General features: G+C 40.6%; 30 protein-coding genes. 7 read left to right on the plus strand and 23 right to left on the minus strand.

Annotated features, from left to right (window positions below):
- Positions 1 to 54 precede the first annotated feature (54 nt).
- Both NSU11_RS09930 and NSU11_RS09935 read left to right on the plus strand, forming a co-directional pair.
- Positions 55 to 315 carry a hypothetical protein gene (locus NSU11_RS09930; protein ID WP_024422721.1) on the plus strand — a complete coding sequence of 87 codons (261 nt, stop codon included), beginning with the start codon at positions 55 to 57 and terminating at the stop codon, positions 313 to 315.
- Positions 316 to 384: 69 nt separating this feature from the next.
- Positions 385 to 1,101: a DUF4397 domain-containing protein gene (locus tag NSU11_RS09935; RefSeq protein WP_342493570.1), complete on the plus strand. Its 717-nt coding sequence runs from the start codon at positions 385 to 387 to the stop codon at positions 1,099 to 1,101.
- Between the two features lie 32 nt (positions 1,102 to 1,133).
- Here NSU11_RS09935 and ypmT read toward each other — a convergent pair whose 3' ends face one another.
- From ypmT to ilvA, 7 genes are all read right to left on the minus strand, one after another.
- Positions 1,134 to 1,331, minus strand: coding sequence for a protein YpmT (ypmT, locus tag NSU11_RS09940; RefSeq protein ID WP_024422723.1), 198 nt, complete (start codon positions 1,329 to 1,331; stop codon positions 1,134 to 1,136).
- Between the two features lie 24 nt (positions 1,332 to 1,355).
- Positions 1,356 to 1,922: a YpmS family protein gene (locus tag NSU11_RS09945; RefSeq protein ID WP_024422724.1), complete on the minus strand. Its 567-nt coding sequence runs from the start codon at positions 1,920 to 1,922 to the stop codon at positions 1,356 to 1,358.
- A gap of 10 nt (positions 1,923 to 1,932) precedes the next feature.
- Positions 1,933 to 2,694 carry an SGNH/GDSL hydrolase family protein gene (locus tag NSU11_RS09950; RefSeq protein WP_024422725.1) on the minus strand — a complete coding sequence of 254 codons (762 nt, stop codon included), beginning with the start codon at positions 2,692 to 2,694 and terminating at the stop codon, positions 1,933 to 1,935.
- A gap of 69 nt (positions 2,695 to 2,763) precedes the next feature.
- Positions 2,764 to 3,318 carry an SCO family protein gene (locus NSU11_RS09955; RefSeq protein WP_029706009.1) on the minus strand — a complete coding sequence of 185 codons (555 nt, stop codon included), beginning with the start codon at positions 3,316 to 3,318 and terminating at the stop codon, positions 2,764 to 2,766.
- Between the two features lie 59 nt (positions 3,319 to 3,377).
- Positions 3,378 to 4,220 (minus strand): DegV family protein, encoded by an 843-nt coding sequence (locus NSU11_RS09960; RefSeq protein ID WP_024422727.1) that lies wholly within the window; start codon positions 4,218 to 4,220, stop codon positions 3,378 to 3,380.
- A gap of 187 nt (positions 4,221 to 4,407) precedes the next feature.
- The gene (locus NSU11_RS09965; RefSeq protein WP_024422728.1) at positions 4,408 to 4,659 is read right to left on the minus strand and encodes a YpmP family protein; all 252 of its coding nucleotides are present in this window, start codon (positions 4,657 to 4,659) and stop codon (positions 4,408 to 4,410) included.
- Positions 4,660 to 4,695: 36 nt separating this feature from the next.
- Positions 4,696 to 5,964 (minus strand): threonine ammonia-lyase IlvA, encoded by a 1,269-nt coding sequence (gene ilvA, locus NSU11_RS09970; protein WP_025093104.1) that lies wholly within the window; start codon positions 5,962 to 5,964, stop codon positions 4,696 to 4,698.
- A gap of 180 nt (positions 5,965 to 6,144) precedes the next feature.
- Here ilvA and NSU11_RS09975 point away from each other — a divergent pair, with 180 nt between their 5' ends.
- A complete protein-coding gene (locus NSU11_RS09975) occupies positions 6,145 to 7,113 on the plus strand; it encodes a sigma 54-interacting transcriptional regulator (protein ID WP_034623516.1) in 969 nt (322 codons plus the stop codon).
- A 14-nt stretch (positions 7,114 to 7,127) separates the two neighbouring features.
- A complete protein-coding gene (locus NSU11_RS09980) occupies positions 7,128 to 7,766 on the plus strand; it encodes a hemolysin III family protein (RefSeq protein WP_034623514.1) in 639 nt (212 codons plus the stop codon).
- 38 nt (positions 7,767 to 7,804) lie between these two features.
- Here the strand turns inward: NSU11_RS09980 and NSU11_RS09985 are convergent, their stop codons facing one another.
- The 12 genes from NSU11_RS09985 to NSU11_RS10040 form a co-directional block, all read right to left on the minus strand.
- Positions 7,805 to 8,428 carry a 1-acyl-sn-glycerol-3-phosphate acyltransferase gene (locus tag NSU11_RS09985; RefSeq protein WP_342493571.1) on the minus strand — a complete coding sequence of 208 codons (624 nt, stop codon included), beginning with the start codon at positions 8,426 to 8,428 and terminating at the stop codon, positions 7,805 to 7,807.
- A gap of 19 nt (positions 8,429 to 8,447) precedes the next feature.
- Positions 8,448 to 8,933 (minus strand): dihydrofolate reductase, encoded by a 486-nt coding sequence (locus NSU11_RS09990; RefSeq protein WP_034623511.1) that lies wholly within the window; start codon positions 8,931 to 8,933, stop codon positions 8,448 to 8,450.
- Positions 8,930 to 9,724: a thymidylate synthase gene (locus NSU11_RS09995; protein ID WP_024422734.1), complete on the minus strand. Its 795-nt coding sequence runs from the start codon at positions 9,722 to 9,724 to the stop codon at positions 8,930 to 8,932. Before NSU11_RS09995 ends, NSU11_RS09990 begins: the two co-directional genes overlap by 4 nt.
- Positions 9,725 to 9,827: 103 nt before the next feature.
- Positions 9,828 to 10,355, minus strand: a complete 528-nt coding sequence (locus NSU11_RS10000; protein ID WP_024422735.1) for a phosphatidylglycerophosphatase A — start codon at positions 10,353 to 10,355, stop codon at positions 9,828 to 9,830.
- An 18-nt stretch (positions 10,356 to 10,373) separates the two neighbouring features.
- Complete coding sequence (locus NSU11_RS10005; RefSeq protein WP_025093100.1) at positions 10,374 to 10,991, minus strand: YpjP family protein; 618 nt, start codon at positions 10,989 to 10,991, stop codon at positions 10,374 to 10,376.
- Positions 10,992 to 11,289: 298 nt separating this feature from the next.
- Positions 11,290 to 12,078, minus strand: coding sequence for a class I SAM-dependent methyltransferase (locus NSU11_RS10010; RefSeq protein WP_039179379.1), 789 nt, complete (start codon positions 12,076 to 12,078; stop codon positions 11,290 to 11,292).
- 66 nt (positions 12,079 to 12,144) lie between these two features.
- Positions 12,145 to 12,579 carry a BrxA/BrxB family bacilliredoxin gene (locus NSU11_RS10015; protein ID WP_024422738.1) on the minus strand — a complete coding sequence of 145 codons (435 nt, stop codon included), beginning with the start codon at positions 12,577 to 12,579 and terminating at the stop codon, positions 12,145 to 12,147.
- A gap of 81 nt (positions 12,580 to 12,660) precedes the next feature.
- Positions 12,661 to 14,337 (minus strand): dihydroxy-acid dehydratase, encoded by a 1,677-nt coding sequence (ilvD, locus tag NSU11_RS10020; RefSeq protein WP_024422739.1) that lies wholly within the window; start codon positions 14,335 to 14,337, stop codon positions 12,661 to 12,663.
- 307 nt (positions 14,338 to 14,644) lie between these two features.
- Positions 14,645 to 15,781, minus strand: coding sequence for a conserved virulence factor C family protein (locus tag NSU11_RS10025; RefSeq protein ID WP_034623507.1), 1,137 nt, complete (start codon positions 15,779 to 15,781; stop codon positions 14,645 to 14,647).
- A gap of 30 nt (positions 15,782 to 15,811) precedes the next feature.
- Entirely contained in the window at positions 15,812 to 16,423 is a 612-nt protein-coding gene (locus tag NSU11_RS10030) for an HD domain-containing protein (protein ID WP_226340829.1), read from the minus strand.
- Between the two features lie 13 nt (positions 16,424 to 16,436).
- Positions 16,437 to 16,919: a glutathione peroxidase gene (locus NSU11_RS10035; protein ID WP_025093096.1), complete on the minus strand. Its 483-nt coding sequence runs from the start codon at positions 16,917 to 16,919 to the stop codon at positions 16,437 to 16,439.
- A gap of 74 nt (positions 16,920 to 16,993) precedes the next feature.
- Positions 16,994 to 18,676 (minus strand): formate--tetrahydrofolate ligase, encoded by a 1,683-nt coding sequence (locus NSU11_RS10040; RefSeq protein WP_044335198.1) that lies wholly within the window; start codon positions 18,674 to 18,676, stop codon positions 16,994 to 16,996.
- 139 nt (positions 18,677 to 18,815) lie between these two features.
- Between NSU11_RS10040 and metA the strand changes: the two genes are divergently transcribed.
- Together metA and NSU11_RS10050 are read left to right on the plus strand one after the other, a co-directional pair.
- Positions 18,816 to 19,724 (plus strand): homoserine O-succinyltransferase, encoded by a 909-nt coding sequence (metA, locus tag NSU11_RS10045; RefSeq protein ID WP_024428133.1) that lies wholly within the window; start codon positions 18,816 to 18,818, stop codon positions 19,722 to 19,724.
- Positions 19,725 to 19,952: 228 nt separating this feature from the next.
- Positions 19,953 to 21,104 carry a diglucosyl diacylglycerol synthase gene (locus NSU11_RS10050; RefSeq protein ID WP_024422744.1) on the plus strand — a complete coding sequence of 384 codons (1,152 nt, stop codon included), beginning with the start codon at positions 19,953 to 19,955 and terminating at the stop codon, positions 21,102 to 21,104.
- Positions 21,105 to 21,136: 32 nt separating this feature from the next.
- Here the strand turns inward: NSU11_RS10050 and NSU11_RS10055 are convergent, their stop codons facing one another.
- Positions 21,137 to 21,838: an AIM24 family protein gene (locus tag NSU11_RS10055; protein WP_024422745.1), complete on the minus strand. Its 702-nt coding sequence runs from the start codon at positions 21,836 to 21,838 to the stop codon at positions 21,137 to 21,139.
- Between the two features lie 262 nt (positions 21,839 to 22,100).
- On the opposite strand from NSU11_RS10055, the gene cspD reads away from it, so the two are divergent.
- The gene (cspD, locus tag NSU11_RS10060) at positions 22,101 to 22,301 is read left to right on the plus strand and encodes a cold-shock protein CspD (RefSeq protein ID WP_024422747.1); all 201 of its coding nucleotides are present in this window, start codon (positions 22,101 to 22,103) and stop codon (positions 22,299 to 22,301) included.
- A gap of 51 nt (positions 22,302 to 22,352) precedes the next feature.
- Here the strand turns inward: cspD and NSU11_RS10065 are convergent, their stop codons facing one another.
- The 3 genes from NSU11_RS10065 to NSU11_RS10075 form a co-directional block, all read right to left on the minus strand.
- A complete protein-coding gene (locus NSU11_RS10065) occupies positions 22,353 to 22,535 on the minus strand; it encodes a hypothetical protein (protein WP_008346368.1) in 183 nt (60 codons plus the stop codon).
- 172 nt (positions 22,536 to 22,707) lie between these two features.
- Positions 22,708 to 22,890, minus strand: coding sequence for a zinc-finger domain-containing protein (locus NSU11_RS10070; RefSeq protein WP_024422748.1), 183 nt, complete (start codon positions 22,888 to 22,890; stop codon positions 22,708 to 22,710).
- Between the two features lies 1 nt (position 22,891).
- The gene (locus tag NSU11_RS10075; protein ID WP_024422749.1) at positions 22,892 to 23,563 is read right to left on the minus strand and encodes a ribonuclease H family protein; all 672 of its coding nucleotides are present in this window, start codon (positions 23,561 to 23,563) and stop codon (positions 22,892 to 22,894) included.
- Positions 23,564 to 23,657 lie beyond the last annotated feature (94 nt).

The following is a 23,657-nucleotide window of genomic DNA, read 5'->3' on the forward strand; positions in this document are numbered from 1 at the left end:
CATAGATTTTAGCGCTCAGGACATGCTACGGATAAAAAGAGGTGGAAATGAACCATGACAAGCCCTTACCTTTGTCCAAACTGTAAAACAAACAGAACGCGCTTTAATCTCATTGAGCAGCTTTCAGAACCTGTCAAGCTAGATCCAGCAACAGGAGCAGTTGTCGAAAGATACGAAGGAGAACAGCTGTCTCCTTTTCACTTGAGCTATCAAGGTCCTCAAATGAAAGTCCAGTGCGGTGTTTGTGGTTTAATTGAGGATGAAAAAACGTTCATTAAACTAGCTGAATATCATCAATATTCTTCTCCTTCTTAACATGCCGGCCTGACGGAATACGTCAGGCTTTTTTCTATGCTTCTTTTGCCTATACAGATCGTCTTTTTCATGCATACGCTACAAAAAACACCATTGCATGAGAAAGAAGGGATTGATGACATGCAGCAGCTCCTTTATCATGACTTTCCATATCGGCCATTCGCTGGCACCTACGAGCATCTTCAAAGCAGCCCTTCATCAAAAGCCTTTATTCGATTATTTCACGCTGCACCAGATCTCAGTGAGCTCGCTGTTTATGTGAACCGGAAGCAGGTAATGAAACCAATGCCTTACAGCCATTTGACCGCTTATATGGAGTGGGATGAGGGAATGTATGAAATAGAAGTGTTCAAACTGGCTACAAATGAGAGAATTCTTCATTCCCGCATTCGATTTAAGAGCGGCGAGGTCTACACATTATGTATCACAGGTGCCCGTGCAGGCTTTGCACTGCTGACTGAGCAGCAGACTCCTTTGATTAAACAAGAAGACCTGTCAGCACTTACATTTGTACAGCTGTCTCCGGACCTTCCTTCTATAGATATATATGAACGAGACCAAGGGATCATATCGAAGGAGCTTGATTATGTAAACAGCACCCACATTCATCATTTCTCTCCAAATAAATATCATTTTGAATTGAAAGCCGCCGACACTCAAAGTGTACTGCTTGATATCCCAAAAGTTCATCTGCAAACAAAGCGTGCATACCTGATCCTGCTTCATGGTTTTGCGAACGGAGAACCTGAACTTATGGCAAAGGTGGTCTTGTCTCGGCAACTATAAAAAAGAGCCTTTCCTAAAATGGAAAAGGCTCCTTACGAGACATCTTCAGCTTTTTCTTGCTTTTGAAAATCAAAAGCAAGAATCATCGTGCCAAGAAATAATGCACAGTAGGCAATATTTAAGTAAAACTGATCGATATTTTCTGCTTTTAAAGCATTGGCAGCTGTTATGCCGAAGTACGCAGCAAATAAAAACGACAGTAAACTAAAATATTGATAGACTCGCTTCATGATAACACTCCTGACTCACACGTTCTATTGCTTTGGATGATAATATGAAAATTCAATTTCATCGTTCTGTAGATCAATTTTGTTTGCTTTTACATACATATCATTCGTCAGCGGCATTTCTGAAAGACGCACTTCAACCGTTTTTTGATCCGGTTTTACATGAACGAACTCTGGCAGCTCATAGAACTGACCCATGTAGCTTAAAACAAAACTAATCGGAATGCTCAATTGTCCAATTGAAAAGTCATCCACTTTCAAAAGCACATCACCATTATCTTCAACAGTTGGCGTAAATGAGACGTTTGCATCAATCGTTGAAGAGAAAGCTTTAATTGCGCCTGTTACTTTCACATCTTGATCGATTGCTACATGAAAGTCTGGCATATCATTTGATCCTTGATTTTTCAAATAATCATTCACAAAGCTGGTGAGTGATTCCTTTGAGCTGGATATATTAAAAGCATATTCGCTTTTCACTTCTTTGGTTGAAGCGGATTGACCGCCTGGCAGCAGCATCAAAATACCGCAGCCAATCACAATCAATAGATTGATTGCAAGTAAAATAAAAAATAAGCTTTTCCATTTTTTCATCTGTTTCACCCTATTCCTTCGGCAGCCCTTCTTTTTTCACTTCGGAGAATAAACGATTTGCCATAAGAGAGTACCCCTTTTGGTTTGGGTGGAAATCATCTTCTGCCAGTAATTTTTCATCAGAACCTTCTTCAAATAAATCTGCTACATTGACCATATCCGCATTGCCGTCTTTTTTGAGTTCCTTTTTGGCAGCGGCATTCCAGTCTTGAACGACTTCATCAATATCTCGCAGCTCAGACAAACTGAATTTAAAAGGATTGTACATGCTGACATACATGATTTTCGCATGATCATTCTGTTCTCTCAGTTGAGCAAGAATGGTTTTAAAGCGCTCTTCAAAAGGACCTTGCTCTTTTTGAAAAGGAGCAAACGTCAAATTAAGCACATTTTGACGGACAACATGCATGAGATCATTCCCGCCGATCGTAAAGAAAATATAGTCAGCGTCTTTCAGTCCGTCCTGCACCTTTTTTTCTTTTAATCTTTTTAATAAATCTACTGTTCTACTGCCTTTAATAGCATAGTTTTTTAATGTGACAGACTGCACGCCGTCCACTGCTTCTATCTTGTCACGGGTCATGCCTGCATAGCCTTTTTTATCTTGATCTCCGATTCCTTCTGTTAAGGAATCTCCAACCGCTGCGATGGTAATATGTTCTTTTACTTTTGGTGTGTCTTCTAGTTTATCCTTTATGCCAGCCTCTTGCGCGGAACATGCAGAAAGAACAAAAGCTAGAGACATCACAATCAAAATCAAACGAGCCTTCAAACGATGATGTCCCTCCTTTTTCTGATTAAAAAAGTGTATCATGTTTTCGCCCATTTGAACATCCTTATGCTAGCTTCGGTTCAGCGTTTTGATGTCCTTGATGATGTCATCATAAGGTGTGTTTTGCACGCCATCATAGTTTTTCATCACTTTCCCATCTTGATTGACAAGAAAAAATAGGGACTGATGAATCACTTGGTCTTCATCTTCAGGTTTTTTTACAATGGTTTTAAAACTTTTCATTGCGAATTTTTCAATTTCTGACTGTGAATACCCAGTGAGAAAATCCCAATTTTTAAAGGACAATGGATAGGCTTTTGCAAATTCCTTTAGCTTTTTCGGTGAATCGACCTCTGGGTCCACACTAAAGGAAATGATATGCGCATCCAATTTTTCTTCTTTTAACCGTTTTTGCAGCTCTGTCATATGAGCAGTCATCGGCGGACAAATCGTTTCACAGCTTGTGAAAATAAAATCAGCGACCCATACTTTCCCCTTTAAATCATCCAATGACACCTTTTGGCCATCTTGGTTTTCAAACTCAAACGGCTCTATTTGATAATTTAAAGCATCCTTGATTTGTCCATTTGAACATGAGACTAAAAGAAGCACGCTTACCATCATAAGCGCACCAAGTAAGGCTCCCCTTTTTCTATACATGATATGTCCATCCCCTTTTTCTATCAATCGGTATAAAAAGTAAAGCCTATTGCGCCCTTTCCAGTATGACACGAAATAATCGGTGTTGTGTAGGCAATGTCAATCAGTGCTTCAGGTGTGTGATCAAGCAGCGCTTTTTTTAGCTTTTCAGCGAGTTCTAATGCATCTGCATGTGCGATCCCAATGGCTTGAACTGTTTTTCCCTTCACCGCCTGTACATACTGTTTTGTCAGATGGCGGACAAGCGCAGAGTAGCTTCTCACATTCGCTTCTGGCGTATATACCCCGTCTGTTAAGCTGGCAATAGGTTTGATGTGAAGAAGTGAGCCGATGAGCGCCTTTCCTCTTCCAATTCTGCCGCCTTTGACGAGATTTTCTAATGTATCGATCGTGACATATAGCTTTGTTTGATGACGGATTTTATCTAATTCTGTGATAATATCTTCACGGCTTGCACCCTTTTTGGCTAGTTCTGCTGCTTTGATGACTTGAAATCCTAATCCATAGGAAATAAAATTCGAATCAATCACCGTGATATTTCCATCTACCATTTTCGAAGCGCTTTCAGCAGTTTGAACAGTACCACTCATTCCACCAGTTAAATGGATACTGATCACTTCGCTTCCATCTGCCGTCAGCTTTTCATATAATTCGACGAATTGACCGATCGCAGGTTGAGACGTTTTCGGCAGTTCCTCAGCGGCCTCCATTTTTTCAATAAATTCATCTGGCTGTATATTCACTCGGTCAATATAATCAACTCCAGAAATGGAGATATTGAGCGGAATCACGTGAATGGAAAGATCATTGATTTTTTCTTGCGGAAGGTCCACAGTTGAATCTGTTACAATTTTAATTTGTTTCACTATCGTCTCATCCTTGCTGTCTTAGTCTTTACTTATGATATTACCTTATTTCCTGCACACTTGAAAACAACTGACCTAACGTTTTTGAAATTGTCACATTTTCTTCTTGTCACGAAAAAAATCCTTGCCAAACTGAGCAGCAGCCATTTCAAAATGGCTGCTTCCCCCTTTTGACAAAGATTTCTGCTTACGCATTGTGTTTCAATGTAGGCTCCTGATAGATCTGTTCATATGTGCTCCACTTGACGTTACGTTTCACATCCTCTCTGAAAGAGTACACAGCTCTCTTTCCTTTAGATACATAGACTTTTTTCAAGAAAGCTTCAAGTCTAAAGGTGAGCATGAAACGATACGTCTCATCTCCCTTTAGAACAGGGACTTCTGTTACCTTGATCTGAGCTCCATCCATCCGTCTAAAACATATTGTTTTGAGCAGCACAAACGATCAATCCTCTTTTCCAATTATCTGTTAAGCCTAAATAAATAGGTGGAATAAATCTTGATCTTTATTCACTTCAACATAGTGGAATCCTTTTTTATCCATCCGCTCAATCAGCGCTGCATAGTCATCTCTTTCTTTCAATTCGATGCCGACTAGCGCAGGACCTTTGCTTCGGTTATTCTTTTTCGTATATTCAAAGCGTGAGATATCATCATTTGGCCCTAACACTTCATCTAAAAATTCACGAAGCGCTCCTGCTCTTTGCGGAAAATTGACAATAAAGTAATGTTGAAGCCCTTCATAGATCATCGAGCGTTCTTTGATTTCCTGCATTCTGCCGATGTCATTATTTCCTCCACTGACAATACAGACAACATTTTTCCCTTTGATCTCCTCGCGATGAGCATCTAATGCTGCGATCGGCAATGCGCCAGCCGGTTCTGCTACAATTGCACATTGATTATACAGCTCTAAAATCGTTGTACATACTTTCCCTTCTGGTACAAGACTGATTTTATCGACAACAGACTGAAGCGATGTAAACGTCTTTTCGCCAATCCGCTGAACCGCTGCTCCGTCTACAAACTTATCAATCGAATCAAGTGTCACAACCTCGCCCTTCTCATGCGAGGCATGCAGTGAAGCTGCGCCAAGCGGTTCGACTGCAATGATTTCGGTTTCTGGTGAGATATTTTTGATATATGTACCAACACCAGATAACAGACCTCCACCTCCGACACTTGCAAATAAAAAGTGAGGCTCCACTTCGATATCATTTAAGATTTCGACAGCAGTCGTTCCTTGTCCTGCCATCACATCCAGATCATCAAACGGATGGATAAATTCGCGCTTCTCTTCATCTCCGCATTTTACGGCTTCATGATACGAATCATCAAACGTATCTCCGGTTAAGATAATTTCAACATATTCTTTTCCGAACAGCTCCACTTGTGATACTTTTTGCCTTGGCGTCGTAGCAGGCATAAAGATTTTCCCGTGGATGCCTAAATATTTACAAGAATAGGCAACACCCTGCGCGTGATTTCCAGCACTTGCACAGACAATGCCATTTTCTAGTTTATCTTTTGGAAGCTGGCTCATTTTATTAAAAGCGCCTCTTAATTTAAAGGAACGAACTACTTGAAGATCCTCTCTTTTTAAGTAGACATTGCATTCATATCGTTCAGAAAGTCGCTCATTTTTTTGAAGTGGTGTATGAATGACTACATCCTTCAAATTTTGATGGGCTTTTAAGATGTCTTTCACTTGAATTAGCGTATTTTCTTTGAGCAACGGTTTCATGTACAAGATCCTTTCTCTTTAACCTTATTTAATTTGTCATTATAACATGAATATTCAAAAAATAAACCAATAGATCACGATCCATCATAAATTTTATAAACTTTTTCGTTTTCCTGTACATTTGTTTTAATTGGGTGTTACAATTGAACCAATTAGAACCACAAAGAAAGGAATCACCCAATGGCCACTCAATCATTCGCGTCTATCTATGGAGATCATCAAGATATCAAGCATGCAATTCATCTGGCAAAACAATTTTCGAAAAACGAACAGCCGGTCTTGATAACAGGAGACATCGGCACAGGCAAAACGCTATTCGCCCAAGAAATGGCGAACGTATCTGTTCCACACGCATCACTGACACACATGTATTGCCCCATCTTGAATGAAGAAACCTTACAGAAAGCCTTCACAGAAAAAAACAATCAAATTCTTTATTTAGATGAAATCGGTGCATTGAGTATTTCTATGCAGCACCAGGTCATTCACTTTCTAGAAACGTCACCTGCAACAAAAGTAATCGCTTCTTCGTCTTTATCAATAGAGGCACTCAGGGTTTCTTCTACCTTTTTACCCGAGCTGTTTTATCGTCTGAATGTTCTTCATTTGGCCCTTCCAGCTTTAGCCGAACGAAAAACAGATATTCCTGTGTTAACAAATGCTTTCTTTCAAAAGCTGAACATGGCACCTGATATTGATCCAAGTGTTTGGGAGGCCTTGCAGCAGTATCCATTTGAAGGAAATGTCCAAGAACTCAAAAATATTGTTCATTACGCTGCGTCTATACTCGAGGGCCACACGGTATTTTTACATCATTTACCGCCCTTTGTGTTAGCACCCCTTCCCTCAGCCTTAAAAGGAAAAAAGGAAGAACACCAGCTCACACTAATGGAAAAACAAGAGTTTGTTTTCTTGCTGGAAGCCATTAAATCTCTCAATGAAAAAGGAGAAGCAGCCAGCAGGCGTATCTTGTCTGAATTAAGCAAACAAGGAGACATCCCGCTGACCCCTCAGCAGGTGCGAAACCGCTTAGATGATCTTGAGAAAAAAGCATACGTGACGAAAGGAAAAGGCAGGGCCGGAACGAAGATTACACTTGAAGGTCTTTCATTCCTGAAGTCGCTTGATGGTTATATACCGGTTCAATAAAAGGAGGACATCCATTGTTTACTGTAAAAGAAGAAATTGCAAACGCCATTACACATGGCATTGGTGTTATTTTATCCATTCCAGCTATTGTGTTTCTCGTCTTATTCGCTGTTCAATACGGCACCGTCACAGACATTATCAGCTTTTCGATATTTGGTGCATCCATGCTGCTACTCTATTTAAGCTCAACCCTGCTTCATAGCATTCGGCACCAAAAAACAAAAGATATTTTTGAAATCCTCGATCACTCGGCTATTTATGTATTGATTGCTGGTACATATACACCCTTTTTACTTGGACCTCTAAAAGGTGCACTGGGTTATACACTCCTTGCGATTGTATGGGCGCTTGCTGCTGGTGGGATTGTCTTTAAAATCTTTTTCGTCAAACGCTTTATTATCGTATCTACCCTTGTCTATTTATTAATGGGCTGGATGATCATCATTGCCATCAAACCGCTTTATATCCAATTAACAGGTGCAGGATTTGGCCTCTTACTGTTAGGCGGCGTTTTATATTCGGTCGGAACCATCTTTTATATTTGGCGGAAAATCCCCTATCATCATGCGATTTGGCACAGCTTTGTTCTCGGCGGCAGCGCCTCGATGTTCTTCTGTATTTTATTCTATTGTGTGAACGTTCCTGCTGCATGAAAAAAAACCAGCATCCACTATTCGGATGCTGGTTTTTTCTATGCACGCATTTGTGCGTAATCACTGATCATGACAGGAGCTTTAATATGAATATCAACATTAACAGGACGCAGTCTTTTCACGATCTTCCCAGTTAAAAGACGATCCGTTCCGCTCGTTTCAATCGGTACAAGCGGACAATCGTATTCTTCAGCAAGCGCCTCTGCAATGTGACGATATGCTTCTGAAAGCAAGATACTCTGCCCAGACATGATTCTTTCCTTTGCTTCTTCTAATAAGACCTCATCCGTTTGATTCTGATGAATGACCGCCATTTTTTTGAGCCATTGTTTTATAATCGGATACCGAAAGAGCTTCGGCTTTGCCATAAAAGCAAATGGCTTCTCTAGGTGGCCGATCAATAATGTCGTCGTGACTGGATTCAGCTCTTTTGTGACATAAATAACCGGGCCATCTGGCAGCTTCTTTTGCTGATGAATGGTCATGACTGATCCTGATTGATCAATACATCCCCGGGCAAATCTTTTTGCATACTCATGAATGAGATGCATTCGTTTCGTATAGGAAATGCGTGGATCCGTTAATTCATGATCGTACAAATGCCTCATACTTTTTAAAAAGGATACAACAACATAAATCGTTAAAAACCAATAACGAAACAACCGTACTCCTCCTACTCACTTATCCTTTTTTGTCATAGACGACAAATTCATAATTGTAGGGGTTCTTTTCGTCACGATGGCCTTTTTCGCGTGATACAATCGTCCATTCATCTTCATTGTAATACGGGAAATAGCGGTCTCCTTCAAACGCATGGTGAATGTGCGTGATATAGAGACGATCCGCATATGGCATCATTTCTTCATACAGCTTAGACCCGCCAATGATAAATAGCTCTGTCTCGCTCTCCGCAATTGCCAAAATGTCAGCAATTGAATGAACAACCTCGCATCCTTCTGCTTTAAAAGAAGAACTTGTGGTCAGCACAATGTTTCGGCGGTTAGGCAGCGCTCGTCCAATCGATTCAAAGGTTTTTCTGCCCATGACAATCGTATGACCGCCTGTGACTTTTTTAAAATACGCTAAATCTGCTGGTAAATGCCAAGGCATTTGATTATCTTGACCAATGACTCTGTCATCTCCTGTCGCCACAATCATGGAAATCATACACTGACTTCTCCTTTAATATGCGGATGCGGATCATAGTTCTCAAGCACAAAATCATCAAACGTAAAATCAAAAATGCTTTTTACATCTCTCGTAATACGAAGCGTAGGAAGAGTGCGTTCTTCGCGCTCTAGCTGCATTTTCACCTGTGGAAGATGATTTTGGTAAATATGAGCATCTCCGAGTGTATGAATAAACTCTCCTGGCTCAAGATTTGTGACTTTGGCAATCATCATCGTTAGAAGAGCATATGAAGCGATATTAAATGGCACGCCTAAAAAGATATCTGCCGATCTTTGATATAGCTGGCAGGAAAGCTTCCCGTTTGATACGTAAAATTGAAACAGACAATGACAAGGAGGCAGCGCCATTTGATCAATTTCCCCCGGGTTCCAAGCACTGACGATCAGTCGTCTTGAATTCGGGTTGTGCTCAATATCATGAATCAGCTTTGCGATCTGATCCACTGTCTCGCCGTCTCCGCTCGCCCATGATCTCCACTGCGCCCCGTATACACGGCCCAGCTCTCCATTTTCATCTGCCCATTCGTTCCAAATCCGGACACCATTTTCTTGAAGATATTTGACATTTGTATCACCTTTTAAAAACCAAAGCAACTCATGAATGATTGATTTCAGGTGTAATTTCTTTGTGGTTAAAAGAGGAAACCCTTCCTGTAAATCAAATCTCATCTGGTAACCGAACGTGCTGATTGTACCTGTACCCGTTCTGTCACCTTTTTCATCCCCGTGCTGTAATACATGACGGCATAACTCTTTGTATTGTTTCATTTTTTTCATCCTTTATTTATGTTCTTGTTGTAGTTTACCTTATTTCAGCTTTTCTTGAAACCAAAAAAACATGCCTGCATGATGAGCAGACATGTTTTTCTTTTTATACTTGATTCACTCGTTCCTGCTCTTCATCCTTAATATCTTGGTGTGAGTGAGCAATCCGGCTTGCAGCTGCTGCGGCAAGTGCAGCGACTAGGTCATCAAGGAAAGTATGCACTTCACCTGGACGGCCTTCATCTAATTCACGAATAATACCAAATTTCTCTTTATCTAAATAACCGAAGTTGGTCAAACCGATTGATCCATATACATTGACAATGGAAAGCGGAATAATCTCATCAATTCCATATAGCGGCTCATCTGTTTCAACTAAGTGCTGTAAAGGTTCTGGCAAAAGCTTTTTTTCTGCCAGCTGATCAAGGGCAAGTCCTGTTAAAACTGCATGGACAATTTCTCTTTTATTCAGCACTTTTTCAACATTTTCAATACAGACACTAAGTGGAAGGTTTGGATGATATTTTTCTTGGAGCTTCAGCACAATGTGTGCGATATCTTCAATTTTCACTCCGCGATCGTTTAACATTTGTTTTGTAATCTGCACCATTTCGTTCATTGTATATTTTTTCAATTGGCATGACATCTCCTTCTAGTGGCTCATCCAGCTCGGCGGGGTGTTTTTATCCCAGTAAATATTACCGAGTTCATGATGCGTCTGGAATCCATCTTCTGCTGTATGGTAATGAAAGTTAAACCAATATCCGCTGTGAGGCGGCTGATCTCTTCTGACATGAAAACGGAGCAAATCTTCTCCAGTCTTGCGGTTGTAAATGTGGAAGATTTTTTCGCCATTTCCGCTTGAAGGCTGATCAGTTATCACAACATCTTGAAATTTTTCGTCATCTTTGAAATTTGTTAAATAGTCGGTTAACACTTGTTCAATCTTCGGCTGAATTTCTTCTCTGTACTCGTCCTCAATGACAGGTGTGATTTTACGGCCAAATTTGAGAAAGGATTGATTTTCTGCACTTGACAGCACCTCTTGCTTATATTGCTCAAAGGGGTCTATCTGCTCTTTGCTTTCCTCTTGCGTTCGTTCCCAGCTGCGCAATTCATCTGATGTATCATAAACAGCTGTATAAGGCGTTTTATCAGATGAAGAAAGTTCAGAGGGCTTGTCTGTCATCAAAGCCGACGGAGGAGAGACTAAACCAAAAGTTGCAATCGTAAAGAGCACAACAAGCGTTTTTCTCATCCACATCTTCATGATATCTAATTCCTTCCATAAGTTATCATACTGCTATTCTAGCATATAATGAATTTTCAGTCATTCAATTTGGTCACCGATTTGAGACTTTCTTTTTTATAATAAAACGTTTACAATGGCAGTAAAGGCGACTAAAATTTGGGAGGAATGGGTATGCTTGAAGGGTTTTTTATTACGGCTTCCTTGCTGACATTATTTTATTTTGTCTATATGGAGATTACAGATTAAAAGCCCTGAATAAGGGCTTTTTTAGATGCTTGACAAGGAATTAAAAAGAATTGTCTGCACAGCTGAACCTTTAGCGAGGGCTTTTTTCTTTCTCAATATATCCATAATGAAATTGGGCTGTTTTTCGTTTTAAAACGTGAAATTGATAGGAGTCTGCTTGAAATCGGGTGCTTTTCCAATGATCTTTTAAAACCACTCTTTTTCTCGCTACTCTCAGCGCTTCTTGGACGGCTGTTTCGTGATCAAAGTGGTACTCTGCCGCATGACGGAGCGGAGCGATACTTGCAGATTCTTGAATCGCCTCCTCAAACATCGGGTCAAAATAGACGACATCAATTGATTCATCAGAGAGCTTTTTTAGCTGCTCGATACTGTCTCCACTTACAACAGATATCCGTTTCATCGCTTCATCTGCCTCTCTTACCCCTGTCTCCCATGTGTTTAATCCTTCTCGGACTAACAATGCTGTCATGGGATTCTTTTCGATACCAATGACCCTTCCATTCGGACCTACTCGCAAGCTGGCTGTAATGGCATCTGATCCTAGACCAAGCGTACAATCTAAAAAGGAATCGCCTGGCCGAAGCTGCGTGGCTTCGATTAAAGGATCCTTTTCTCCGCGCATGAGCCGCTTCACCCTGAACATCGCTGAGCTTGGATGGAAGAAGAACTTTTCACCATTTGGCTGATACCATTCGAATCTTTCCTTCCCCACAACAAGGACATCTCCTCGTTTCATCGCAAGCTGCTTGACAGATTGTTTGCGCCTTTCAACATACTCACCATGTAAATCCTCTGCAAGGGCTTTTGCTGTTTCAATTGTTTGTTCATTTGCTCTAAAGCTTGTTGTGATAAGCATGCAGTTCCTCCATCATGATCAAGAAAAAATGCCCTGATTTGTTTACAGGACATTTCAACATGTGTATTAGCAATGTTTTTCGAATGCAGATAAGACGTTGTTCATGATGTCTTCCATTTCATGACCTTCAATTTCGTCACGCGGAATAAAATGAACGAGTTCATTTCCTTTTAAAAGTGCCATAGATGGAGACGATGGCTCTTCCCCTGTGAAGTATTCTCTCATTTTTGCCGTTGCTTCCCTGTCCTGACCAGCAAAAACTGTGACAATTCGATCTGGTGTTTTTTCTGCCTTCATCACAGCTTGTGTAGCAGCTGGGCGTGCTAAGCCGGCAGCGCACCCGCATACAGAATTGACAACGACAAATGTCGTTCCTTCTGCTTCTTGCATCGTTTGTTCTACTTCTTCTTCCGTTGTTAGTTCTTGAAATCCTGCACTTGTCAGCTCTTGACGCATCGGTACAACGAGCTGGCGCATATATTCTTCATATGCCATTGACATAAAAAAGCCCCCTCTATAATCCTTATGTTGTGAATAAAGGATACTATAGAGAGAGCCAATTTTCAAATGTTCGATATCAGATTAAATTTTCATGATGCCGCCTGTATTGGCTGATGTCACAAGTTTTGAATATCTAGCAAGATAACCCGTTTTTACTTTTGGCTCAAAACCTTTCCAGTTTGCTTTTCTTCTTTCCCATTCTTCCTCTGGAACATCTACGCTTAAAATGCGCTGCTCAATATCGACAACGACATGGTCACCATTTTCAACAAAGGCAAGCGGGCCGCCCTCAGCTGCCTCTGGAGAGACGTGTCCAATAGACAATCCGCGAGAAGCGCCGGAAAAACGTCCGTCTGTTATTAAAGCAACCTTTGGTCCAAGTCCCATGCCGACAATTTGTGAAGTAGGTGCAAGCATTTCAGGCATGCCAGGTCCGCCTTTAGGTCCTTCGTAGCGAATGATGACAACATGTCCTGCTTCTACTTTTCTATTAATGATACCTTCAAGGGCTTCTTCTTGGGATTCAAATACGATGGCAGGTCCCTCGTGGCGTGTGATCCCGTCTTGTACCCCGCCCGTTTTAATGATGGCTCCATCTGGCGCAAGGTTTCCAAATAAAACGGCTAAGCCGCCTTTTTCAGTAAATGGCTTGTCAATTGGATAAATGACGTTATAATCTTTTACCTCATGCCCCGCAATGTTCTCGCCAAGCGTTTTCGCAGTGACGGTCATTGTATCTAAATGAAGAGCTCCTTCTTTTTTAGACAATTCATTTAGTGCTGCTGTAACGCCGCCTGCTTCATGTAAATCCTCAATATAAACGTCTGAAGCTGGAGCAAGTTTTGATAAATGAGGCACACGTTCTGCTACTTCATTGATACGTTCAAGTGAATATTCAACACCTGCTTCATTCGCAATCGCCAATGTGTGAAGAACGGTATTGGTTGAACCACCAAGTGCCATATCTAATGCAAATGCATTATCAATTGCTTTTTCAGTGACAATATCCCGTGGTTTAATATCTTTTTTGATAAGCTCCATGAGTTGTTTTGCAGACTTCTTCGCAAATTCTCTTCGCTCTGGTGATGTCGCCAAAATCGTTCCATTGCCAGGAAGAGCGATCCCTAGTGCTTCCGCTAAACAGTTCATTGAGTTAGCTGTAAACATACCTGAACAAGATCCGCAGGTTGGACAGCCAAACTGCTCTAATTCATTTAATTCCTCTTCATTGATTTTACCTGACTGGTATGCACCAACGCCTTCAAATACAGAAGAAAGAGAAATTTTTCTGCCATCACTTGTTCTACCCGCTTCCATCGGTCCCCCGCTCACAAAGACAGTCGGGATATTCACGCGCATCGCTGCCATCATCATTCCTGGTGTGATTTTATCGCAGTTAGGAATACAAACCATTCCATCAAACCAATGAGCAGATACAACGGTTTCCACAGAGTCCGCAATGATTTCACGGCTTGGCAATGAATATCTCATCCCGATATGACCCATGGCAATTCCATCATCGACGCCAATCGTATTGAATTCAAATGGAACCCCGCCAGCTTCACGAATGGCTTCCTTCACAATCTTCCCGAATTCCTGAAGATGGACATGTCCTGGGACAATATCAATATAGGAATTACATACGGCAATAAATGGCTTGCCGAAATCCTCATCCTTTACCCCCGCCGCTCTTAGCAAGCTTCGGTGAGGTGCTCTGTCGATTCCTTGTTTAATCATATTACTGCGTAGTTCTGCCATCTGTTTAAAAAGCCTCCTATACTACAAGTCTTGTTGACTGCATGATTTTGAGTTGATTTTATTTTACAAATTTTCTGTTTATTTAGCCACCTATGAATGACTGATGACTAACATGGCTGCTGAAGCAAGCGCTCAGCAAGGTTCGTGTCATAAAATCTGACCTCCAATATTCTATATTGGTACTACTATATAGAGTTTTTTCGCATATTTCAACAATATTCAAAATAATTTTTCTAAAAAAATTTTTCTGTCTATCCTTTTTAGAAAAACAAGCTGCTTTTCATTGGCAGCTTGTTCATCTATCTCATCATTCTGATGCGTTCTTTCTACTTTCTGTCATTTGCTTCCATACTGAGCCTTTTGCTTCTTCTCCATGCTCAATACGCTCAATCGCCATTTTCACTTGAAGACTGACTTCAAACTCAGGGTCTTGCTCTGCTTCTTTTAATGCTGAAAGTGCCGTTTCGTCCCCTTCTTCATAAAGGAACATAGCTGCACGCCAGCGGACGAGCTTACTCGGGTCCTTTAATGCTGCGATCATGGCTTCGCTAGCACTTGGGTCACCAAGGTCTGAAATACAGTCGCCAGCCGTTCTGCGGACCGTCACTGTTTTGTCTTCGAGCCCCTTATATAAAATAGGCAGAATGGCAGGATCTTCAATCATACCAGCATTCACAACGGCTTGTCTGCGAATAGACGTTTTTGGATCCTCCATTGCTTTCATTAAAACAGGTATGTCCTTTAGCTCTGGCTGCATTTGCTCTAAATGGGCAAAACGTTTTTTCCAATCTTCCTCTTGCAGCATGTCTTCTGTTACATCATATGCCTTTCGGTTCACCTGTCTATCTACAGCTTCCTGACCTTCTTTAACCGCCTCTGTTAATCGGGCTAAACGCTCGTCATCATAGGCTGCTTGCAGCTCCTCTGTGACTTCCTGACCGATATCAGCAAATTCTCCAAAACGAACGCCGTGTTCTTTCCACACACGTTCAAACACGACATTGTCTGAGCTGCTTCTAAGCTTTAAAATGGCTGCTTGAAAACGTTCAGGCATGCCAAACCGTTCTTCTCTTTCACCGTCTGACAGTTTGACCTGCATTGGAATCCCATTAAACATTTGGACAAACACTTTCACTTCACCAAATGTGTCATCGCCTGACTGCGATCCTTCCTGAAGACCTTCTGTTTCTTGTCCAAAGGCTTCTCTGACCTGTTGTAAAATACCCTGCCAGTCAAACTTTGCATTTCGCTCAACCGCTAAGAAATCTGCAACATGATAAACCCCTTTTACACCTTCAATGCTTAAAATACGCTTGATCATTTCTGGTGCTTCATCTTTTTGATCCTTTTTGTAGTTGTTGCTTTTACCGCCGGCAAGTGCTTCTGTCAAAATCACCTTCATGGTATTCGGACTTGGCGTTGGTTCTATTGCTGTTATTTTCATTGATATATCCTCCTTACACACATAAAGACCCTACTCATCTGTAAGGCCGCATTCTTCTTTCCACTTCTTGATAAATAAACTCATCAATTCATGCCGCTCATCAGCAAGCTGCTTTCCTGCATGAGTGTTCATCAAGTCTTTTAATTTGAGCAGTTTTTCTTCCATATGCTTTAGCACAGAGCCCTGCTGCGTGTCCTCTGTATAATGGGGCTCACCTGTAGCGCCAGCATACGTAAACACTCTAGCGATACCGCTTGCTCCTATCGCATCCAGCCTATCCGCATCTTGAACAATGGCCCCTTCTAACGTCATTGGCCTAAACTGCTTATGCCGATGACGAAAAGACATCGTTGTAATAATGTCCATGATATAGCGGATATCCCGCGTGTCCAATTCCCACAAAAGGAGCTGGTTCTCAAGCTGCTCCTTCGTAACCTTCCATTCACTTGACAGCTTTTCATCAATGACATCATGTACAATCGCCGCCATTTCGATGATAAAAAGAGAGCCGCCTTCCTGATTTGCAATACGAACGGCAAGCTGACGCACACGAGCAACATGAGCCGCATCGTGTCCAGTCGGTTCATTCTTCAGCCTGTCTGAAACAAAGGAGGCTGCTGCCTCCAATTGTTTTCGTTGCATGACTGTCACCATCTTATTTGTTAAGCAGAGCAATGATTGAGCTTTCTAATTCTTTTGGTGGTGTTTTCGGAGAGAATCGTTCAGTGACTTCTCCGTTTTGGTCCACGATAAATTTGGTGAAATTCCATTTCACTGTTTTTGTCCCAAGCACACCTTTCGCTTCACTTGTTAAATGTTTGAACAGCGGGTGCGCCTCTTCGCCATTGACATCTACTTTCGCAAACATAGGGAAGGTCACTCCATAATTCAAAGAACAGAACTCTTGAATGGCTTCTTCTCCTTCTGGCTCTTGGTTCATAAATTGGTTACACGGAAATCCTAAAATTTCAAGGCCCTTTTCATGATATTGATCATATAGCTCTTGTAATTGTTTAAATTGAGGAGTCAGTCCACATTTGCTTGCTGTGTTTACAATAATGAGCACTTTTCCTTTGTAATCTGCCATCGATTTTTCCTGACCGTTAATGGTCTTGACCTGAATATCATAAATTGACATCTCATAGCCTCCTAGGATTCACTTTTTCCTATCGTAACATGCTTCTTTTAGAAAATCGCTTTTTATGCTCCCGTTTAAAAGAGTCCTGTCACACTGCCGTCTTCTAATAAGTCCATTTCGAGAGCCGCAGGTTTTTTAGGTAAGCCAGGCATTGTCAAAATGCTTCCGGTTAAGGCTACAATAAACCCTGCTCCTACAGATGGCTTTAACTCTCGAATCGTAATGGTAAAGCCTTTAGGTCTGCCGATTAAAGCTGGATCATCTGAAAGAGAATATTGTGTTTTTGCCATACAAACCGGCAAATGAGCCCAGCCGTTTTCCTCAATGGCAGCCAGCTGCTTTCTTGCTTTAGTTGTGAGCGTGACCCCATCTGCCCCGTAAACCACTTTGGCCACTTTAGATAACTTTTCTTCGATGGAATCGTTCTCTTCATACAAATAGGTAAAGTTGTTCTTTTTCTTTTCAATGAGTGCTGCTAGTTCCTCGGCAAGAGCTGTCCCGCCTTCTCCTCCTTCTTCCCATACATTCACGGCTTTGACTGGATGGCCATGTTTGCCGCACCAATCTTCTATCGCTTGAATCTCTTCTTTTGTATCCGTTATAAATCGGTTTACCGCCACAATATATGGAAGACCAAAAGCTTGCACGGTTTCAATATGCTTTTCTAAATTATGTATACCTTCTAATACGGCGTGTGCATTCTCTTCTTTGAGTTCGGTTTTCTTCATTCCGCCATGCATCTTTAATGCTCTCACTGTTGCGACAATGACAACTGCACTAGGTTTGAAATCACCAGCTCTTGTTTTAATGTGCAGGAACTTTTCTGCTCCAAGGTCTGCACCAAATCCAGCTTCTGTAACGACATAATCAGCTAATTTTGCTGCCATTTTGGTTGCAATTAAACTATTGCATCCATGTGCAATATTAGCAAAAGGACCGCCATGGACAAGGGCTGGGGTTCCTTCAATCGTTTGAACAAGGTTCGGTTTGAGTGCGTCTTTTAAAAGTAGCGTCAGAACACCTTCATATCCAAGTGCTCCCACTGTGACTGGCTCGCCTTCTTGATTATAGGCAACAACAATAGAAGAAAGACGTTTTTTTAAGTCGTTTAAGTCTTCTGCTAAACAAAGGATCGCCATCATTTCGGAAGCCACTGTAATATCAAATCCGTCTTCTCTAGGATATCCATTTAACTGACCGCCAAGTCCGACAACGACCTGTCTTAATGCACGATCGTTTAAATCAAGCACCCGCTTCCACACAATGCGCCGCGTGTCGATACCGAGTTCATTTCCGTGATGGATATGGTTATCAATAAATGCAGATAAGGCGTTATGTGCAGATGTAATGGCATGAAAATCCCCTGTGAAATGAAGATTGATTTCTTCCATTGGCAGCACCTGTGAATATCCTCCGCCCGCTGCTCCGCCTTTAATCCCCATTGTAGGACCTAATGATGGCTCACGCATCGCAATGATCGCTTTTTTGCCAATTTTTTCGAAGGCTTGACCAAGGCCGACAGTTACGGTGGATTTCCCCTCACCTGCTGGCGTAGGGTTAATCGAAGTGACAAGAATCACGTGTCCTTCTTTTTGTTTCTTTAAACGGTCAAAAATAGTCAAAGAAATTTTCGCTTTTGTGAAACCATAGCATTCTAATTCTTCGTCATGTATTTGCAGCTTTGCTGCGATGTCTTGAATCGGTCTCAGCTTAGCCTTTTGGGCAATGTCAATATCTGATAAATGCTTTGTGATCATAACAAAACGGCCTCCTTTTTTTACAGAAACAGCATTCTTTTTTGCTCTATTTTTCATTGTAACATAATTGAAACATTGAAATATCGCCAGAAAGTTCCTATAATGAAGTGAAATTAGCTTTGGTTCAGGGGGTGGCGAGTTGCCTATAAACATACCAGTTCATCTGCCGGCAAAACAAATACTAGAGAGCGAAAATATTTTCGTCATGGATGAGACAAGGGCATTCAAGCAAGATATCCGTCCTTTGAATATCGTGATCTTAAATTTAATGCCAAAAAAAATACAAACTGAAACGCAGCTGCTGAGAATGCTCGGAAATTCTCCTTTACAAGTGTACTTTACGTTTTTGATTCCAAGTACACATACACCGAAGAATACGTCGAGAGAGCATCTAGATGAATTTTATACGACCTTTGAATCGATTCGCCATAAAAAATTTGATGGAATGATCATCACTGGCGCACCAATCGAGCACTTACCTTTTGAAGAAGTCTCTTATTGGAAAGAGCTGCAGGACATTTTGGACTGGAGTAAAACCAATGTGACGTCTACCCTTCATATTTGCTGGGGTGCACAGGCAGGTTTATATCACCATTACGGGATTGAAAAAATCAAGCTTCCTGAGAAAAAATTTGGCGTATTTGAGCATATTGTGAAAGAGAAAAAAGAAAGATTAGTCAGAGGTTTTGATGAAGTATACTATGTCCCACATTCTAGGCATACAGATATTAATACAGAACAATTAAAAAACACGCCGAATTTGAAAGTCTTGAGTATGTCTGAAGAAGCGGGTGTTTGTTTAATTGTTTCAGATGATGATAAACAAGTATTTTTAACTGGACATCCTGAATATGATACAGATACATTGATGCAGGAATATGAAAGAGATTTGTTGAAACATGATACAGTCCAAAAACCTGTCCACTATTTTATAGAAGATGGTGACACATTAATCCCAGTAAATCGCTGGAAAGCCCATGCAACCTTATTGTTTATGAATTGGCTTAATTATTATGTTTATCAAGAAACACCATATGTTTGGGAATAAAATAGACTGTGGTCTGATGATAAATCGTCAAAATGTGTTAAAATACAAATGGCTCTGTCTTCCATTATCAATTGAATCTGTTTGTTTTTTAAAATTAGTTTAATTCTTTCGTAACGAATGATATGCTCTAACTGTTTATATGTTATCTTTATGTATATGTAGACCTATGAGATTAATAGTTTTCGTACGAAGTTTTGTTGTTGTTGATTACATTTGAGGTGAATATTCTTGAATACCAATAAAAAAATATTAATCTTGACCGCAAATTATGGAAATGGACATATGCAGGTAGCAAAAACACTGTATGATGAATGCAAATCCCAAGGATTTGAACATGTTGTAGTTTCTAATTTGTATCAAGAATCGAATCCCATTGTGTCAGAAGTGACTCAATATTTATACTTGAAGAGCTTTTCCATTGGGAAACAATTTTATCGCTTGTTTTATTACGGTGTAGATAAAATTTACAATAAACGCAAATTTAACATTTATTTAAAAATGGGAAATAAGCGTCTCGATGAATTAATTCAGTTACACAATCCGGACATCATCATTATTACATTCCCAATGATTGTGGTACCAGAATACCGAAACAAAACAGGTAAAGTGATTCCGACTTTTAATGTCATGACAGATTTTTGTCTCCATAAGATTTGGGTACATGAAAACATCGACCGATACTATGTTGCAACCGATTATGTGAAACAAAAATTAGTGGAAATCGGCACACATCCAAGCGATGTCAAGGTGACAGGTATTCCTATTAGACCACAGTTTGAAGCAGACGTGCCAAAATCGATGATCTATAAGAAATATGGATTATCATCAGATAAAAAAGTTCTTCTCATCATGGCCGGTGCTCACGGTGTACTAAAAAATGTGAAGGAATTATGTGAGGCGCTGCTTCTCGACAGTGAAGTACAAATTGTTGTTGTATGCGGAAAGAACGCCGCGCTGAAACAATCGCTTAGCGTTCTTGAACAAGCACACCCAGATCAATTGAAGGCGCTTGGATATGTGGAACAAATTGATGAATTGTTCAGAGTAACAGATTGTATGATTACAAAACCAGGCGGCATTACTTTAACAGAAGCAACTGCAATCGGTGTCCCGGTCATTCTTTACAAGCCTGTCCCTGGTCAAGAAAAGGAAAATGCTCTTTTCTTTGAGGATTATGGCGCTGCCATTGTCATTAACAGACATGAAGACATTTTAGAATCTGTGACCAACTTGCTTCAGGATGAAGAAAAATTAGAAACAATGAAACAAAACATGAAAAAACTGCACTTAAAACAATCTTCTCAAACCATTCTGGAAGATATCGTCGAGCAGTCAGATCTCATCATGAATAACAAAACTTATGCTCGCGCATTATCATAAAAAGGTGTCCGTCAATGACGGACACCTTTTCTTCATCCTTGATTTCCATTTGTTGTGTATACTTCTTCAAACGGCTGAACGACAACAAAGCCGCTTCCGGTAAACTTCATTTGAATGGACTCTCCGCTTCCCCTGCCAATAAAAGTTTTAAATGAAACATCTGTCACAAATTCAGTTTTTAAATCCCCTGACCACGCAACAGTCGCATTCGGATCTGTATAAACAGAGTCACCTGGCTGAACAATGAGTGTCAGCGGCTCATAATGACTTGTGATTGCTACTAAGCCCGGCCCTTCTAATTTGACATTAAATAATCCACCTGCAAGCATGCCAGACACTTTTTTCATCAATTTGATATCCCAGCGGACAGATGGTTCAAACGCGAGCAGATCGTTTCCATTCACAAAAATGGATTCTCCTTGAGCCAAACGAAGAATCGAGATTTTTTTACCTTGATCTGCCACATATAATTTCCCATCACCTGTCGCCTTCATTAGTGAGGTGCCTTCTCCTGAGAGCATTTTTTTGAACATTTTTGAGACGCCGTGCTCAAAAACACCTTCACGTTCAAATTTGATTTTCCCACGATAGGAAACCATAGAACCCGTTTTTGCCCAAATCGTGTCAGTCAAATTAATTTCTAAAAGTCTTGATGTTTCAAGTTCGAAGACACCTTCTCCTTTATCTTCTTGCTGCGTATTCTGAACAAATTCTTCAAGTGTATAACGATTCATGATTGCACCTCTTTCTGTATTTTTTTTATATACGGACAAACTGCACGTGAGGTTCCGAAAAGAACGTTTTATATTTCATTGTTATTCACCAAAAAAACAAAAAAATCAAACATTCTGCTCAAAATTTGGCTCGCCTGCTTGACGCTTTACTTTTGATGGTGTATAGTGGAACCATCATTTAACAACTGCAAAGTCGTTAGGTGATGAAAATTTTTTTTAGTATGCCAAAAGGTGTGCTACAGTACTAGGAGGAAAAAGCAATATGCAAAACGGTAAAGTAAAATGGTTCAATAATGAAAAAGGTTTCGGCTTCATTGAAGTTGAAGGCGGAGACGATGTATTCGTTCACTTCACAGCTATCGAAGGTGACGGCTACAAGTCTTTAGAAGAAGGACAAGAAGTTTCTTTTGAAATTGTTGAAGGTAATCGTGGACCTCAAGCTGCAAACGTAACAAAACTTTAATCAACTAAATCAATGATGAAACGACAAAATAAAGAGAGGCCTATGCCTCTCTTATTTGATTTTCAGCTGAATTTCAATGGCTAAAATATTTTGCTTCAGTCGTTGTTCAATTTCAGAAATATCTTTTTCGAGAAAAGGTCTTCCCTTCTTTGCTACATCTACTAGCTGCTCTAGATCGCTGTATACCTCTTGAAATGTTCGATGTAATACCGTTTCGAAATCCTTATTATCCATGCCGGCCTTCCCCTTTTCCTCTATTATCCGTCACTTAGTCAAAAAGTAACTCAACCAAAACTTTCTATAGTTATATCGGCTCATTTTTCAGAATATGTTCTTTTTTTACACATTCTATCCGTTTTTTTTCATGAGCGGATGTTTGAGCAGGGAAAACCGGGGCGGCAGCGGCTTACTTTTTAAGCAGCGTCTGTCCGTATTCTTTTATTTTCTCTCCTACTGTGCATTGCTGAATACAAAAGGAATGGGCGTATTTTTTGCCATATTCCTTTCGGAAGTGCTTCTTAATCAAACAATCTGAACAATACGTGTCTTGGAGATCCGTCAATTCTTGTACTGCTGTTTTTTTATCCACATTATTCAGCTCCGTCTGCTTCTAATTTCAATTTACTTTCAATTGGAACGTCTGCAAGCATCTGCCTTGCAAGCTGATCCGCTTCTGCATTTTGTTTACGATCGATGACTTCATAGGTTGGCGTAAGCCTCAGCTCTTTTAAAGCCGATTCAATCCGGTCGAGCCATTTGTTATGTATATCATCATAACAAGGCCATTCTCCTTTTAATTGATTCATGACAACAAGTGAATCGCCTCTAATCGTGACAGAATTTCTGCTTGCTCCAAGGTCTTTTAATGCTTTGACTGCCTCAAATAAAGCCGCATACTCTGCTTCATTATTGGTGATTCCTTTGAAGGGCTGATTTTTTCTCAAACGATAAGCATCTTCTCCGAGCTTATAGTAGACGACAACCCCAAGACCAGAGTCGCCTGTTTCTTTGTGAAAACTTGCATCAAAATAGACCTGAAGCTGATCAGGTTCAAGCTTTAGTTCTTCATTTAGCTTTTCAAGTTCTTTAATAGACCACATCGCCCCTTTTTCATCTTCAAATGATAGGAGGGACTGTGGTTCTTTTTTATCGATATGTTTGGCTAAAATCAAGGCCTCTTTTAGCTCCATCCAATCTTCTTGGAAAAAAGCAATGGACCCAATTGATTTCACTTTCATTGTGTAGTGTGCTCTTAATTTCATTGATCACATCGCCTTCCTGTGCTTTTAAGGTAAACATACGTTATGCTATAATCAAAAAGTTACATTTTACAATGAGAAAGGAAGTTCATGTCAC

The organism is Bacillus sp. FSL R5-0712 (assembly GCF_038593285.1).
In the GTDB taxonomy this organism is placed as follows: domain Bacteria; phylum Bacillota; class Bacilli; order Bacillales; family Bacillaceae; genus Bacillus; species Bacillus safensis.

Bases quoted from the DNA above. Each gene is read 5' to 3' on its own strand.
- NSU11_RS09930 (WP_024422721.1), top strand. From the start codon at position 55: ATGACAAGCCCTTACCTTTGTCCAAACTGTAAAACAAACAGAACGCGC.
- NSU11_RS09935 (WP_342493570.1), top strand. From the start codon at position 385: ATGCATACGCTACAAAAAACACCATTGCATGAGAAAGAAGGGATTGAT.
- ypmT (WP_024422723.1), bottom strand. From the start codon at position 1,331: ATGAAGCGAGTCTATCAATATTTTAGTTTACTGTCGTTTTTATTTGCT.
- NSU11_RS09945 (WP_024422724.1), bottom strand. From the start codon at position 1,922: ATGAAAAAATGGAAAAGCTTATTTTTTATTTTACTTGCAATCAATCTA.
- NSU11_RS09955 (WP_029706009.1), bottom strand. From the start codon at position 3,318: ATGATGGTAAGCGTGCTTCTTTTAGTCTCATGTTCAAATGGACAAATC.
- ilvA (WP_025093104.1), bottom strand. From the start codon at position 5,964: ATGAAACCGTTGCTCAAAGAAAATACGCTAATTCAAGTGAAAGACATC.
- NSU11_RS09975 (WP_034623516.1), top strand. From the start codon at position 6,145: ATGGCCACTCAATCATTCGCGTCTATCTATGGAGATCATCAAGATATC.
- NSU11_RS09990 (WP_034623511.1), bottom strand. From the start codon at position 8,933: ATGATTTCCATGATTGTGGCGACAGGAGATGACAGAGTCATTGGTCAA.
- NSU11_RS09995 (WP_024422734.1), bottom strand. From the start codon at position 9,724: ATGAAACAATACAAAGAGTTATGCCGTCATGTATTACAGCACGGGGAT.
- NSU11_RS10005 (WP_025093100.1), bottom strand. From the start codon at position 10,991: ATGAAGATGTGGATGAGAAAAACGCTTGTTGTGCTCTTTACGATTGCA.
- NSU11_RS10010 (WP_039179379.1), bottom strand. From the start codon at position 12,078: ATGCTTATCACAACAAGCTTTAGAGCAAATGAACAAACAATTGAAACA.
- NSU11_RS10015 (WP_024422738.1), bottom strand. From the start codon at position 12,579: ATGTCAATGGCATATGAAGAATATATGCGCCAGCTCGTTGTACCGATG.
- ilvD (WP_024422739.1), bottom strand. From the start codon at position 14,337: ATGGCAGAACTACGCAGTAATATGATTAAACAAGGAATCGACAGAGCA.
- NSU11_RS10025 (WP_034623507.1), bottom strand. From the start codon at position 15,781: ATGAAAATAACAGCAATAGAACCAACGCCAAGTCCGAATACCATGAAG.
- NSU11_RS10030 (WP_226340829.1), bottom strand. From the start codon at position 16,423: ATGCAACGAAAACAATTGGAGGCAGCAGCCTCCTTTGTTTCAGACAGG.
- NSU11_RS10035 (WP_025093096.1), bottom strand. From the start codon at position 16,919: ATGTCAATTTATGATATTCAGGTCAAGACCATTAACGGTCAGGAAAAA.
- NSU11_RS10040 (WP_044335198.1), bottom strand. From the start codon at position 18,676: ATGATCACAAAGCATTTATCAGATATTGACATTGCCCAAAAGGCTAAG.
- NSU11_RS10055 (WP_024422745.1), bottom strand. From the start codon at position 21,838: ATGAATCGTTATACACTTGAAGAATTTGTTCAGAATACGCAGCAAGAA.
- cspD (WP_024422747.1), top strand. From the start codon at position 22,101: ATGCAAAACGGTAAAGTAAAATGGTTCAATAATGAAAAAGGTTTCGGC.
- NSU11_RS10065 (WP_008346368.1), bottom strand. From the start codon at position 22,535: ATGGATAATAAGGATTTCGAAACGGTATTACATCGAACATTTCAAGAG.
- NSU11_RS10075 (WP_024422749.1), bottom strand. From the start codon at position 23,563: ATGAAATTAAGAGCACACTACACAATGAAAGTGAAATCAATTGGGTCC.